Annotated in this window: 9 protein-coding genes and 2 tRNA genes; 6 read left to right on the forward strand and 5 right to left on the reverse strand. The window is 45.8% G+C overall.

Annotated elements, in window-relative coordinates; translation table 11 throughout:
- Positions 1-132 precede the first annotated feature (132 nt).
- From infB to ACTQ16_RS04545, 4 genes are all read right to left on the reverse strand, one after another.
- Complete coding sequence (gene infB, locus ACTQ16_RS04530) at positions 133-3,042, reverse strand: translation initiation factor IF-2 (protein WP_441936312.1); 2,910 nt, start codon at positions 3,040-3,042, stop codon at positions 133-135.
- Positions 3,043-3,106: 64 nt separating this feature from the next.
- On the reverse strand, positions 3,107-4,369 hold the full coding sequence (gene nusA, locus ACTQ16_RS04535; protein ID WP_153122273.1) for a transcription termination factor NusA: 1,263 nt from the start codon (positions 4,367-4,369) through the stop codon (positions 3,107-3,109).
- A gap of 3 nt (positions 4,370-4,372) precedes the next feature.
- A complete protein-coding gene (gene rimP, locus ACTQ16_RS04540; RefSeq protein WP_294968781.1) occupies positions 4,373-4,840 on the reverse strand; it encodes a ribosome assembly cofactor RimP in 468 nt (155 codons plus the stop codon).
- Positions 4,841-4,994: 154 nt separating this feature from the next.
- Entirely contained in the window at positions 4,995-6,659 is a 1,665-nt protein-coding gene (locus tag ACTQ16_RS04545) for a S41 family peptidase (RefSeq protein ID WP_441936421.1), read from the reverse strand.
- A 212-nt stretch (positions 6,660-6,871) separates the two neighbouring features.
- Between ACTQ16_RS04545 and ACTQ16_RS04550 the strand changes: the two genes are divergently transcribed.
- Together ACTQ16_RS04550 and ACTQ16_RS04555 are read left to right on the forward strand one after the other, a co-directional pair.
- Positions 6,872-6,945 (forward strand) — tRNA-Asn (locus ACTQ16_RS04550).
- Between the two features lie 50 nt (positions 6,946-6,995).
- A tRNA-Asn gene (locus ACTQ16_RS04555) sits at positions 6,996-7,069 on the forward strand.
- A 163-nt stretch (positions 7,070-7,232) separates the two neighbouring features.
- On the opposite strand, the gene pnp is transcribed toward ACTQ16_RS04555, so the two are convergent.
- Positions 7,233-9,557 carry a polyribonucleotide nucleotidyltransferase gene (pnp, locus tag ACTQ16_RS04560; RefSeq protein WP_441936314.1) on the reverse strand — a complete coding sequence of 775 codons (2,325 nt, stop codon included), beginning with the start codon at positions 9,555-9,557 and terminating at the stop codon, positions 7,233-7,235.
- A gap of 194 nt (positions 9,558-9,751) precedes the next feature.
- Between pnp and ACTQ16_RS04565 the strand changes: the two genes are divergently transcribed.
- From ACTQ16_RS04565 to topA, 4 genes are all read left to right on the forward strand, one after another.
- Positions 9,752-10,930 carry a thioredoxin-like domain-containing protein gene (locus ACTQ16_RS04565; protein WP_441936316.1) on the forward strand — a complete coding sequence of 393 codons (1,179 nt, stop codon included), beginning with the start codon at positions 9,752-9,754 and terminating at the stop codon, positions 10,928-10,930.
- Between the two features lie 135 nt (positions 10,931-11,065).
- Positions 11,066-12,523 (forward strand): sialate O-acetylesterase, encoded by a 1,458-nt coding sequence (locus ACTQ16_RS04570; protein ID WP_441936318.1) that lies wholly within the window; start codon positions 11,066-11,068, stop codon positions 12,521-12,523.
- 63 nt (positions 12,524-12,586) lie between these two features.
- Complete coding sequence (locus ACTQ16_RS04575; RefSeq protein ID WP_441936320.1) at positions 12,587-13,150, forward strand: NUDIX domain-containing protein; 564 nt, start codon at positions 12,587-12,589, stop codon at positions 13,148-13,150.
- Between the two features lie 76 nt (positions 13,151-13,226).
- Positions 13,227-15,554: a type I DNA topoisomerase gene (topA, locus tag ACTQ16_RS04580; RefSeq protein ID WP_293631521.1), complete on the forward strand. Its 2,328-nt coding sequence runs from the start codon at positions 13,227-13,229 to the stop codon at positions 15,552-15,554.
- Positions 15,555-15,577 lie beyond the last annotated feature (23 nt).

Here is a 15,577-nt window from a genome sequence, read left to right on the forward strand (position 1 = left end):
TAGAATAACCTTTCGTTATTTTAACCCTAAATAGGGATAAGCCACTGAGGACTCATCCCTACCTTATTATATATAGGATAGAGCGAAAAGACAAATGAATTCTTCACTCTTCGTTCTTCACTCTTCACTTTATTAAAGTTTCTGCTCTACCTCGATCTCAGTGAAAGTCTCGATAACGTCGCCTTCCTGGATATCGTTGTAGTTGACGAGGCTCAAACCGCACTCCATACCGGTAACCACCTCCTTGACATCGTCCTTGTAACGCTTCAAGGCACCGATTTCTGCAGTACGGATTACGATACCGTCACGGATGACGCGAGCCTTATCCTTAGCGTGTACCTTACCCTCGGTAACGAGACCACCGGCAATAGTACCCACCTTGGAAATCTTGAAGGTCTGCTTAACCTCAACCTGACCGGTAACGATTTCCTTCTTCACCTTGTCGAGCATACCTACCATCACGCTCTTGATATCGTCGATAGCATCGTAGATGATAGAGTATGTGTTGATTTCAACACCCTCACGGTCGGCAGCCTTGCGAGCATCGGCAGATGGACGAACCTGGAAACCAACGATGACTGCATCTGAAGCAGATGCCAGCATCACGTCGTTCTCTGAAATCTGACCTACTGCCTTGTTGACAACGTTCACCTGAACCTTCTCGGTAGAAAGCTTGATGAATGAGTCGCTCAATGCCTCAACAGAACCATCGGTATCACCCTTTACGATGACGTTCAACTCGTGGAACTCACCACGTGCGATACGGTGAGAGATATCACCCAAGGTCAAGCGCTTTTGAGTACGCAAGCCCTGTTCACGCTGCAACTGCTCACGCTTGTTGGCGATTTCGCGAGCCTCCTGCTCTGTCTCGATTACGTGGAACTGGTCACCTGCTGTAGGCGCACCATTCAAACCGAGGATGATAGCTGGCTCTGCAGGAGCCGCTGACTTGATATTGGCATTACGCTCATTGAACATCGCCTTCACACGCCCCCAAGAAGTACCGGCGAGAACAATATCACCAACCTTCAAGGTACCATTGGCAACCAATACGGTAGAAACATATCCACGACCCTTGTCAAGTGAAGACTCAATGATGGTACCTGTGGCACGACGGTTAGGGTTAGCCTTCAAGTCGAGCATATCAGCCTCGAGGAGCACCTTGTCGAGCAAATCGTGAACACCGATACCCTTCTTGGCACTGATTTCCTGGCACTGATACTTACCACCCCACTCCTCAACGAGCAGGTTCATGTTAGCCAAGTCCTCACGGATACGGTCTGGGTTAGCCCCTGGCTTATCAATCTTGTTGATAGCGAATACCATTGGCACACCGGCAGCCTGAGCATGGGCGATAGCCTCCTTGGTAGTAGGCATCACGGAGTCATCGGCTGCGATGATGATGATGGCGATATCGGTAGCCTGAGCACCACGGGCACGCATGGCGGTAAACGCCTCGTGACCTGGAGTATCAAGGAATGTAACCTTGCGACCGCTGTTCAGAGTCACACTGTAGGCACCGATATGCTGGGTAATACCACCCGCCTCACCGGCAATCACATTGGTATTGCGGATATAGTCGAGCAAAGAGGTCTTACCATGGTCTACGTGACCCATCACGGTTACGATTGGAGCACGAGGAACCAAGTCGTTCTCATCATCCTCTTCCTCGCTCACGGCTTCCTGAACCTCTGCACTTACGTATTCTGTCTTGAAGCCGAACTCCTCAGCCACCATGTTGATGGTTTCAGCATCCAGACGCTGGTTGATAGAAACCATGATACCTACACCCATCAGGGTAGAGATAACCTGAGTAACGCTGATATCCATCATCGTAGCCAACTCGCTAACGGTAACGAACTCAGTGAGCTTCAGGGTCTTGCTTTCCTTCTGCTCCTGACGAGCCTGATCCTGCAACTTCTCCTGAACAGCCTCACGCTTCTCCTTACGATACTTAGCACCCTTCTTGTTCTGGCTCTTGCTGGTCAAACGGGCAAGAGTCTCCTTAACCTGGCGTGCTACAGCCTCGTCGTCCACCTCTATCTGGCGCTGGTTGCCGCGGTTGTTGTTATTGCCCTTATTATTATTGTTATTATTATTTCTGTTCTTGTTTCTGTTCTTTTTGTTGCCACCATTATTACCTCTATTCTGGCCATTACCACCATCGCCATTATTATTCTTTGCTTCGGCATTGATGTCAACACGCTCTTTGTTAATACGAACACGCTTCTTACGCTCGCTGTGCTGCTGAGCCAATTTTTCCTCACGTTCCTTACGGCGCTCCTCCTTAGACTTCTTCTTAGGACGAGTGCTCTGATTCAAAGAAGAAAGGTCAATCTTACCTAACACCTTAGGTTCGTTAGAAGACATTTTCTTCTCACTTTTCAAAGTAAAGACACTAGAGCCCCCTAAAGCTACAGCAGTCTGATCCTGCTGAGTCTTGTTATCTACCTTAGAAGGTTGGTTGTCTCCCTTGTGATGTGCAGCTTTCTGCTGATTGTGGCCATTCTGCAGCCCCTTAGATTCATGCGATTTTGCCTGTTGTGTTTTTTGCTGATTCTCCTGTTTCATATTCTGTTTATGTTGAGAGACATTCTGTTGTCTCTTCTCATCCTTATTTTCAGCCTTTACTATCTCTTTATTAGGCGCAGGACTGACGGCAGCAGTCTCTTGCTCATGCACCTCTGGCTTATCAGCAACAGACTGAACAGCAGATTTCTTACCGAGACTATCCAAGTCGATCTTGCCCAGCGGCTTATACTGCTGTCTGCCCGACTCCAATACGTTCTCGGAACGATTGTCCTTCTGTTCTGGCGCACGTTTTTTATCCTTAGTTTTTTTGGTAAAGAGCTTCTCTGCCTGATCACGAACTTCCTTATCTTTGCTAAAGGCATCATTCAATGCCTGATACTGCTCATCGCTGATTTTGAAGCTCGGTTCAGCCTTCACCTCTCCCAGTTCTTTTTTATTTTCAAGGAATTCAACTGCCGTTTGAAGACCTATATTTAATTCACGTAGTGCTTTATTTAATCTGATGCTCATATATATTTATTTATCTCCTATTTAATTTAATTAGATTCCCAGCAAGCACTAGCAAGCTAGGGAATTATTGTTCGAATTCGGTACGCAATACATTGATGACATTGTCGACAGTCTCTTCCTCCAAATCTGCCTTCTCAATCAACAAGTTGCGTGGAGCATTGAGTACTTGCTTAGCTGTATCGAGACCAATGCCCTTGATGGCATCAATCACCCACTGGTCAATCTCATCAGAGAATTCATCCAAGTAGATATCCTCATCAGCTTCATTATCATCCACTTCGCGGAATACATCGATAGTATACTCTGTCAGCATGGAAGCCAACTTGATGTTCATACCGCCACGACCGATAGCCTTGCTCACCTGATCAGGCTTCAAGAACACTTCAGCCTTTTTGTTCTCATCATCGATGTTTACAGAAGTAATGGCTGCAGGAGCCAAAGCACGCTGAATGAACAGTTTGGCATTATCAGTATAATTGACAACATCAAGATTCTCGTTGTTCAATTCACGTACGATACCGTGAACACGACTACCCTTCACACCGACACAAGCTCCAACTGGGTCGATACGCTCATCAAAGCTTTCAACAGCAATCTTTGCGCGTTCTCCAGGAAGGCGAGCAATACGACGGATAGCGATCAAGCCCTCTGCAATCTCAGGAACTTCAGCCTCCAACAAACGCTGCAAGAAAGCAGGAGCTGTACGGCTCAAGATAATCTTAGGATTATTGTTATCATTATCAACGCGGTCGATGACTGCACGAACGGTCTCGCCCTTACGATACATATCGCCAGGAATCTGCTCTGTCTTAGGCAAGATAAGTTCATTATTCTCATCGTCTACGATAAGTACCTCACGCTTCCAAACCTGGTAAACCTCACCAGAAATGATCTGTCCTACACGATCCTTGTACTTATTGAAAAGAGAATCGTGTTCCAACTCAAGAATCTTAGAAGCCAAAGTCTGGCGAAGAGTCAAGATAGCACGGCGACCAAACTTATTGAAATCAACCTTCTCACTTACATCCTCACCTACCTCGTAGTCAGGCTCAATCTTGCGCGCCTCAGTAAGTGTTATTTCCTTATTTTCGTCCTCTACTTCACCGTCAGCAACAACAACACGATTGCGATAGATCTCGAAATCGCCCTTGTCAGGGTTAACGATAACATCGAAATTCTCATCACTACCGAAAATCTTAGCAAGAACGTTGCGGAAACTTTCCTCCAACACACTTACCAATGTAGTACGGTCGATATTCTTGGTTTCTTTAAACTCGCGGAATGTATCAATCATACTCGCTGTAATTTCCTGATCTTTTTTAGCCATAGCTTATTTAAAACTGATTAAATATTTTGTATACTTTACTTTATCCATTTGATAAACGTGGTCAACCTCCTGCTTAACAGGACGTTTTTTTCCCTCAACCTTTACCTTTTCCTCTACGCCTACTGTGAAATCATTTCCGTCCACAGCTTTCAAGATGCCCTTTACTTTGACACCATCAGCATCAAGCACCTCTACCTCCTTACCAACGAAGTTGATATACTGCTGTGGAACCTTGAATGGTTGACCAAGACCAGCAGAACCAACTTCCAGTTCATAATCTTCCTCATTACGACTCAAGCGTTCCTCAATATATCTACTGAGGGCAACACAATCCTCAATCCACACACCATCAGCATGGTCTATCTCTACCACGATTCGATTGTCCGGACTGATTTCAACGCTAACCAAGAAATATTCCTTATCTTGGAGCCATTCTTCAACTAATTTTTTAACGACGTTTTTATCAATCATAAATACCTTATTAAAATAAAATGAGGAACTCATTCGAGCCCCTCATTCCACTGAACGTTTGCAAAATTACGAATATTTTTGAAATTCTCCAAAGATTTTCCTGTTTTTTATTCATAACCTGCGCATTTTTAATTGATTGTGCAGGTTTTTATACTTATTTTTTCACTGGATGCAGTATTTTTTCGTATTCTTCAGGTGATTGAAGCAACTTCATAGCAGCCTTCACCTGCTTATCGTAACGTAAAGAATTCTGTATGGCTCCTGCCTGGAAATAGTAAGCTGCCACTATCTCGTTTTCCAAAAGCTGCTTGATATATGTCTTGTTGTAATCCAGATCTTTTGCCACATTGTGACTCAGCTTTTTCTTCAATGCTTCAAACTCGGGCTTGGCATCATCGTAATAGCCCTCAAACTTAGCCAGTTTCTCCAAATCCTTCAGATACTTTTCCGTCTCACGGTCGTACTTAAAATCTACCTTTAGTACACGAGCCTTAAACTCATCATAATCAGCATCGGTAAGAGCAAAGTCTTTAGCTGGTGCAATGGTAGGATGCTTGGCAATATAATCTACCTCATAATTGAGCATCACCTCGTTGCTATCACGGGCACCAGCCAGATAAAATGCAATATTAGGCAACGAATCCGGCTTCACTTCCACATCAGGCTTAACACCACCACCGTCACGCACCTTTCTGCCTCCGGCGGTATAGAAAACCTTGGTAAGAGAATCTGGAACGTGCTCCACATAACCGCCCTTAGCATGCCTGTAGTTGAGCGCCTGCACACATCTGCCACTAGGAATGTAATACTTAGCAGTGGTCAACTTCATCTGACCATTATATGGCAAATCCATGGTTGACTGTACCAATCCCTTTCCATACGTGCGCGTACCTAATATAACTGCACGATCATAGTCCTGTAAGCTACCACTCATGATTTCACTGGCACTCGCCGTATTGTTGCTTACCAACACAACCATTGGCATCAGAGAGTCAACAGGTTCAACCTTGGTCTTATATACATTATTGGAACGCTGCAACTTACCCTTCATCTCCAACACAGTCTTTCCCTTCGGCAAGAACATATTGATAATATTCACAGCCTCACTTACAGAACCACCTACATTGGTACGAAGGTCAAAAATAAGACTCTTAGCCCCCTGCTTTTTCAAATCGATGAAGGCACGACGCACATCCTTGGCGCAATTATCTGTAAAGGAATTGAAGTTGATATAACCGATACCACCCTCCAACATACCGTAATAAGGAATGAACGGCATCTGGATGGTACGGCGAGTAACCTTTACCTTGAGAATCTTGCCTGTACTTGGTCGCTTTACCTTCAATATGAAAGACGTACCAGGGTCACCACGAAGATGGTCGCTCACATAACTCACATCCTTGTCGGTCATACTCTCATCATCGATACTCAAGATAATATCCCCCTTCTTCAATCCTGCCTCAGCAGCCGGCATATTCTCATATGGTTCGCTGATACAGACACGCTGTAACTGAAAGTTATAGCGTATCACAGCACCCACACCCGCATATTTACCGGTGAGCATATTTTTCAACTCATTGACTTTCGATTCCGGATAGTATGTGGTATAAGGATCAAGACTTCCCAACATCGCCTTGACACCATTGCCTACCACTTCTTCCGCATCGAGCGTATCCACGTACATCAAATCAAGATTCTTATAAATGGCATTGAATATATCCATGTTCTTCGCCACTTTAAAATCGTGATTCTTATCTATTTGTGCAAAAGTTGGCGCTGCAAGGAGCACCATAAGCAATGAAATCAATAGTTTTTTCATCATTATTTTATTGTATTATATATTCGCCTACAAAATTACTCATTTCTTCTTGAAAACCGCCATCTTTGATACAAAAAGTAGTGAAAACTGCTCAAAAATGCACTTTTTTAAGAAAAAAATAAAAAAAGTTAGAGAAAAATTTGGTTGAATGAAGAAAAGTTAGTACTTTTGCACACGCAAATAAGGAACGTTATGTTCTTGATGCAAAAAACGCTTCAATAGCTCAGTTGGTTAGAGCACCTGACTGTTAATCAGGGGGTCGTTGGTTCAAGCCCATCTTGAAGCGCAAGAGAGTTTCAGGTTAGCCTCGTAACTCATCTTCTTTCATAGCAAATTGCTTCAATAGCTCAGTTGGTTAGAGCACCTGACTGTTAATCAGGGGGTCGTTGGTTCAAGCCCATCTTGAAGCGCAATAAGAGTCATAAGTTTATCTTATGACTTTTTTTGTATCTATTTCCCAATATACTTTTCCATTCAACTATAACAGACCACTCCACACCCATCAAAACATAAAAAAGATGCATCTCCTCCTTTCGGAAAAGATGCACCCTAACATATTTCACTTATAATGTACTATTCTACATCATTGTTATGGTCCAAAGAATCGTTAAAATCCTTTGGAGCCTGCTCTTCGTTATGATGCTCATAACGACGTGGCTGACGAGCAGGACGCTCACCGCGACCCTCACCATGGCGCTCATCACGACGGCCGCCACGACGCTCACCGCGCTCAGGACGTGGACGACGCTCACGCTCAACATAACCCTCTGGCTTCTCCATCAACACACGGTGAGAGAGCTTGTACTTGCCAGTCTTAGGATCAATCTCCATCAACTTCACCTTGATCTTGTCGCCTTCCTTGATGCCAGCCTCTTCAACTGTCTCAAGACGCTTCCAATCAATCTCAGAGATGTGGAGCAAACCATCCTTACCAGGGAGAATCTCTACGAAGCAACCGTAAGGCATGATAGAACGGACAGTACCCTCGTAAACCTCACCAACCTCAGGAACAGCTACGATAGCCTTAATCTTAGCCAAAGCTGCATCGATAGAATCCTTGTTAGGAGCAGATACCTGTACGTGACCCTTGCCATCAGTCTCCTCGATAGTGATAGTAGCACCAGTATCCTCCTGCATCTGCTGGATAATCTTACCACCAGGGCCGATAACAGCACCGATGAACTCCTTAGGAATATCGAATGCTACGATACGTGGAACCTGTGGTTTCATCTCAGCACGTGGCTCAGAGATTGTCTCCATCATGCAGTTGAGGATGTGCTCACGACCAGCCTTAGCCTGCATCAAAGCCTCCTCAAGAATCTCGAAGCTCAAACCGTCGCACTTGATATCCATCTGTGTTGCGGTCAAACCATCGCGGGTACCAGTGGTCTTGAAGTCCATGTCACCCAAGTGGTCCTCATCACCAAGGATATCACTGAGGATAGCGTACTTGTCCTCACCTGGGTTCTTGATAAGACCCATAGCAATACCTGAAACTGGCTTCATCATAGGAACACCTGCATCCATCAGGGCGAGAGTACCGGCACAAACAGTAGCCATAGAAGAAGAACCGTTAGACTCGAGAATCTGGCTTACCAAACGTACTGTGTAAGGGAAGTCAGCAGGAATCTGACCCTTCAAACCACGCCATGCCAAGTGACCGTGACCAATCTCACGACGGCCTACGCCGCGCTGAGCCTTAGCCTCACCTGTAGAGAATGGAGGGAAGTTATAGTGAAGGAGGAAGCGCTGGTAGCTCTTCTCGAGCACACCGTCGATAAGCTTCTCGTCCATCTTTGTACCAAGAGTACATGTAGAGAGAGACATGGTCTCACCACGCTGGAAGATAGCGCTTCCGTGAGGCATTGGGAGTGGAGAAACCTCGCACCAGATAGGGCGGATTTCTGTAGTAGCACGACCATCAAGACGCAAGCCCTCATCGAGGATGCAACGGCGCATAGCATCGCGCATTACGTCATCATAGTAACGGGTAGCCTCAGCGTGCTTCTCCTCCAAGTCTTCCTCAGAAAGATCGGTATGAGCAGCGTCATACTTCTCAAGGAAGTCAGCCAAAACCTTGTCGAAAGCATCCTGACGGGCATGCTTCTCCAAAGCCTGGTGGTTGATATCATAAGCAGGCTTGTAAAGCTCAGACTTAATCTGCTCACGGAGTTCCTCGTCGTTGATCTCGTGGTCGTACTCACGCTTCACGTCAGTACCCTTCTCCTTAGCCAACTCATACTGGAGCTCGCACATAGGCTTGATAGCCTCGGCAGCAGCCTTGAGGGCACCGATAAGATCCTGCTCAGCAACTTCCTTCATCTCACCTTCTACCATCATGATGTTATCCTTGGTAGCACCAACCATGATATCCATGTCAGCCTCTTCCATCTGCTGGAATGTAGGGTTAACGACATACTCACCATTGATACGAGCTACACGAACCTCAGAGATGTAGTGCTCGAAAGGAATATCTGAACAAGCCATGGCAGCTGAAGCAGCGAAACCTGCGGGGGCATCTGGCTGGTCAACACCATCGGCTGAGAGCAACATTACCTGTACGTAAACTTCTGCATGGTAGTTAGAAGGGAAAAGTGGACGCAAAGCACGGTCCACGAGGCGAGAGGTAAGGATTTCCTCATCGCTAGCCTTGCCTTCGCGCTTGGTGAAACCACCAGGGAAACGACCAGCAGCACTGTACTGCTCACGGTAATCTACTTGCAAAGGCATGAAATCTGTACCCGGAACTGCATCCTTTGCTGCACAAACAGTTGCGAGAAGCACTGTGTTACCCATGCGGAGAACCGCAGCACCATCAGCCTGTTTTGCAACTTTTCCGGTCTCAATTGTGATGGTTCTTCCATCAGGCAACTGAACACTTTTTGTAATTACGTTCATCTAAATTAAAAACTTATTGTTTTGTCTAACATCTAAAATATCTAAAACGGTGCAAAGATACCTCTTTAATAATTAATAAACGAATAAATGAGCAACTATTTTCAACTTTTTTAAATATTTTATCTATCTAAGATGCATTATTACCAATTTTATTACTACCTTTGCAGTCGATAATTTTGCAAAATCATAAATTCATGAAGATAACTAAACTCTATTCAGCAGCAGTGATTATGGTCGCTGCCCTGGCTTTAATTTCTTGTAACAACAAGAAATTTCATATCAACGGTATTATTACCGAGGCTAAGGACTCTATGCTCTATCTGGAGAATATCAGTCTTAACGGCCCTGTAAAAATAGACTCCGTAAAACTGGGCGAAGATGGTACTTTCAACTTCCAGGAAAACGCAATGGATTCTATCACTCCAGAATTCTACCGACTCCGCATCGCCAACCAGACCATCAACCTCAGCATCGACTCTACCGAGACTGTTACAGTAAAGGCAGCTTATCCGCAGATGAGTTACAAGTATGAGGTAGAAGGTTCAGAGAACTGCAATACCATCAAGGAATTGTCACTCAAGCAGATGTTGCTGCAGAGCAACATCAACGGCATCGTTAAGAATCCGAATATCGGTGTTGACTCAGTAGATGTCATCGTGGCCCGCATGCTGAACGATTACAAGCAAGATATCAAGAGGAACTATATCTTCAAGGCTCCTATGCAGGCTTCATCTTACTATGCTCTCTTCCAGACTATCCAGCTCGGCAATACGAATTCCCTCATATTCAATCCGCGCAACAACAAGGAAGACGTGAAGGTGTTCGCCGCCGTAGCTACCAGCTGGGACACTTATTACCCAGGCGCAGAGCGTGGCAAGAACCTGCACAATATCGCCATCGAAGGAATGAAGGATATCCGCATCATAGAAAACCAGATGGCTCAGCAAAAGATTGACGCCAGCAAGGTACAGGTTAACGGCTGCATAGAACTTGCCTTACAGGACAATCAGGGACAGATACGCCGCCTCTCTGACCTCAAGGGCAAGGTAGTATTGCTCGATTTCCATGCCTTCGCAAGTAGCGAAAGTACCAAGCGTATCATGATGCTCCGCGAACTCTACAACAAGTACCATGCTGCCGGACTGGAAATCTATCAGGTATCAGTAGACCCGGACGAACACTTCTGGAAAACATCTACAGCAGCCCTTCCATGGATTAGTGTACGCGACGAGAATGGTATTCAGGGGAAAAGCTTGACTTTATATAATGTACAAAGCATCCCTACCTTCTTCCTCATTGACAGAAACAACACCTTGCAGGCTCGCGACGCCCAGATTAAGGATTTAGACGCAGCCATCAAAAATCTCCTATAAATATAGGTAATCAGAAGTTTAAGTTTGAAAGTCAGAAAAGTTTTTCCAGCTTCCAAACTTAAACTTCAAGCTATAGATTTCGCTCTATAAGATAAAGACAATTTATAAACAACAATAAACTTTAAACACTAAAAAATGAATAAGAAATTTTTAGCATTAGCAGCTTTGGCTCTTATCACGACAGGAGCACTGGCTAAAGTAAAGTTGCCACATATCTTAGGTGACAACATGATTATCCAACAAGATTCAGAAGCCAACCTTTGGGGCTGGGACAAGCCAGGCACAACAGTAAAGGTAAGCACCTCATGGTCTTCAAGAATTTATTCTACCCAAACTGGGAAAGACGGCAAATGGGCAGTCAAAGTCTTGACACCCAAGGCAAGCTACACCCCGCTCTCCATTACATTTGATGATGGAGAGAAGACTACCATCAACAATGTTCTTGCAGGCGAAGTTTGGGTTTGTGCAGGTCAGAGTAACATGGAGATGCCCGTAAAAGGATTCGGCAACTGTCCTGTTGAAGGATACAACAAGGTGGTACTTGAAGCCAATCAGTACAAGGGCGTTCACTACGTAAAGATTCCTAGCGTGATGAGCAGCAAACCTCTTGATGACGCCAACTGCGAATGGAAGACCATCAATTCAGAGACGGTAGGCGATGCTTCTGCCACTGGCTATTTCTTTGCCCAGGTAGTAAACAAGGCACTCGATGTGCCTGTAGGTCTGGTCATGGCCAACAAGGGCGGAAGCCGTGTAGAAAGCTGGTTAGACCGTGACTATCTGAAAAAGAACACGAAAGAAGATCTCGACTCCCTCAAGATGACGAAGAATCCTAAGTTCAAGTGGGACTTCCTCTACCCTCTTCTTTGGGGCAACGGAACCTTCCATCCTATCCTCAACTACAGCGTAAAGGGGATTCTCTTCTACCAAGGCTGTTCTAACGTAGGCGACCCGGCAGGTCAATATACCCAGCGCCTTGCTGATCTTGTAGCCCAATGGCGTCGTGATTTCAAACAAGGAGAGTTACCATTCTACTTCGTTCAGATAGCACCATATCATAATGGCGATGTCAATGGTGACTGGGGACCAAGACTCCGCGAGCAGCAGTTTAACGCAGCCAAGGTGATTCCTAACAGCGGCATCGTGTGCACCGAAGACCTGGTTTACCCATACGAAGTGGAGCAGATACATCCATGCCAGAAACAGCCTGTAGGCGAGCGTCTTGCCCTCCAGGCGCTCAGCAAGACCTACGGAGTAAAGGGACTCTTCAGCGAAAGCATGACCTTCAAGGAGATGAAGATAGTAGGCGACACCGTGAAGGTTCACTTCGACAACACCTACGGAGCCTACAACCGTTTTGAAGGCATCAAGGGCTTCGAGGTTGCAGGCGAAGACAAGGTATTCCACCCTGCCACAGCCAAGCATTTCTGGCAGGAAGGTGGCAACGACGGATGGAACGAGTGCATCGTCGTAACCAGCCCAAAGGTAAAGAAGCCTGTGGCTTTGCGCTATTGCTTCCGCAATTTCCAGCTTGGCAACATGGCCAATGCCGGTGGACTTCCGCTCTTTCCTTTCCGTACAGACAACTGGTAATCAACAACATAACGGTCGATCTTGGATTAATCCAAAGACCGACCGTTCTTTAATATATACATTATGAGTCACGTATTAGATAAATTCAAGTTTTGCCCCGTTTGCGGATCCCCGAACTTCGAAATCAACAACATCAAGAGCAAGAAATGCACAGACTGCGGATTCTCCTACTATCTCAACCCTAGCAGCGCCACAGTAGCCTTCATCCTCAACGAGAAAGACGAGCTTCTGGTAGTTCGCAGAAAGAACGAACCTGCCAAGGGAACCCTCGACCTGCCTGGTGGTTTTGTCGACATGGACGAAACCGGAGAAGAAGGCGTGGCAAGAGAAGTAAAAGAGGAAACTGGGCTTGACGCCATAGAAGTAAACTATCAGTTCAGCATCCCCAACCTCTACCTTTACTCTGGCTTTCTGGTCCACACCCTTGATATGTTCTACATTGTCAAGGTAAAAGACCTCTCTCACGTTGAAGCAATGGACGATGCCGAAGAGTCCTATTGGATTCCTCTTAAAGCCATCCATCCCGAAGAGTTCGGATTAGGTTCCGTAAGACAAGGAGTCATCAAATTTCTTGCAAAAACACAAGACGAAATAATGAAAAAAGCCCCGAAACATTTAAAAAACTAAAAAAATCGCTATATAATAAGGTATAAGCAAAAAGTTTATTTACTTTTGCAGACCAAAAGAAATTGTGTAGAAGCGTATGCAAGAAAATTTAGTAATCGTCGAGAGCCCTGCAAAGGCCAAGAAAATCGAAGAGTTTTTAGGTAAAGACTTTAAAGTAATGTCTTCTTACGGTCATATCCGTGACCTGAAGAAGAAGGAACTCAGTATAGACGAGAAGTCCATGGAACCTTGTTATGAGATTCCAGAGGAGAAGAAAAAACTCGTCACAGAATTAAAAGCTACAGCGAAGCAAGCCAAGAAGATTTGGTTAGCATCCGATGAGGACCGCGAGGGAGAAGCCATCAGCTGGCACCTTTGCGAAGTTCTCGGATTGGATGAGGAGAAGACAAGCCGTATCGTCTTCCATGAAATTACCAAACCTGCCATCTTGGACGCTATTGAGCACCCACGACATCTGGACATGAACCTGGTGAATGCCCAGCAGGCTCGCCGTGTACTCGACCGTCTGGTAGGTTTCAAGCTTTCGCCTGTATTGTGGAGAAAGGTGAAGCCTGCACTCTCTGCCGGCCGTGTACAAAGCGTTGCCGTACGTCTGATAGTAGAACGTGAGCGTGAGATTCAGAAGTTCAAGAGCGAACCATACTACCGTGTCAACGCCATCTTCGCTCTCATCAATGAGAATGGTGGTGCTACAGAGGTAAAGGCAGAACTTGACCAACGTTTCAAAACCCATGAAGAAGTAGAAGCCTTCCTGGAGAAGTGTAAGGACGCCAACTTCTCTGTAGAAACAGTGAGCAAGAAGCCACTGAAGCGTACACCGGCGCCACCTTTTACCACCTCAACCTTGCAGCAGGAAGCTGCCCGCAAGCTCGGCTTCACCGTAAGCCAGACCATGATGGTAGCACAGCGCCTATACGAGAGTGGACGAATCACCTACATGCGTACCGATAGCGTAAACCTCTCTTCCCTCTGCACCAATGCAAGCAAGGATGAGATCATAAAGGTTTACGGCAACGACTACAGTAAGCCACGCACCTATCATACCAGCTCTAAGGGAGCACAGGAGGCTCACGAGGCTATCCGCCCTACATACATGAACGAGACAAGCATCGATGGAACCAGTCAGGAAAAACGTCTCTATGAACTGATCTGGAAGCGCACACTCGCTTCACAGATGGCTGATGCCTTGATTGAGAAGACAACAATTACCATCAATATCGACAATGCAAGCGAAAAGTTCATTGCCAATGGCGAAGTTGTTTCTTTCGATGGTTTCCTCAAGGTTTATCGTGAATCTACTGATGAGGATGAAAATGCAGAAGATGCAACTCATCTCCTGCCTGCCATGAAAGAAGGCGATGCTTTGCAGCGCCGTGAGATTATTGCTACAGAGAAATTCTCTCTGGCTCCTGCAAGATATACAGAGGCCAGCCTCGTCAAGAAACTGGAAGACTTAGGCATCGGCCGTCCATCAACCTATGCTCCAACCATCAGTACCATCCAGCAGCGTGAATACGTGGTGAAGGGAGACAAGCAGGGCGTGGAACGTTCATTTACTGTAGATTCCCTGAAGGGTATCAAGGTTACCCAGAAAACCAAGAAGGAAATGGCTGGTTCGGAGAAGGGCAAGCTCCTCCCTACAGATATCGGCATCGTGGTAAATGACTTCCTGATTGCCAACTTCCCTAGCATCATGGACTATAACTTTACAGCAAACGTAGAGCAGAAGTTTGATGATATTGCTGCAGGAAAGACTGAATGGAACAAATGGATGAAAGACTTCGACAAGAGTTTTGAGCCAGAAGTGAAAGAAGTCATGAATGCACGCAGCGAGCACAAAGCCGGCGAACGCGAACTGGGCAAGGATCCTAAGACAGGACGTCCTGTATACGTAAAGATAGGCCGTTTCGGTCCTGTGGCACAAATTGGAAGTGCAGACGATAAAGACAAGCCTCTGTTTGCCCAATTGCCTTCCGACAAGAGTATCGAGACCATTACGCTGGACGAGGCGCTGGAGCTCTTTAAGTTACCAAGAGAAGTTGGTGAGTTTGAAGGCACTACCGTTACCATCGGTGCCGGCCGTTTCGGTCCATACGTGCTCCACAACCGCAAGTATGTAGCCATTCCTAAGGAAGATGATCCACTGACCATTACTTTGGAAAGAGCTATCGAACTCATCCAGGAAAAGCGCTCCAACGAGGAAAAGCGTCATATCAAGACCTTCGAGGAAGACGACAAGCTGGAACTCCTGAATGGCCGTTACGGTCCATACATTGCCTATGATGGAAAGAACTATCGCATTCCTAAGGCAAAGCAGGAAAACGTTGAAGCGCTCAGCTATGATGAATGCATGACCATCATCAAGGAAGCTCCTGAGCCAAAAACCAGAGGTCGTAAGAAATAAGAGAATCTGCCATCGCCCCAAAA

It is taken from the genome of Prevotella sp. LCP21S3_D2 (assembly GCF_052118345.1).
GTDB lineage: Bacteria > Bacteroidota > Bacteroidia > Bacteroidales > Bacteroidaceae > Prevotella.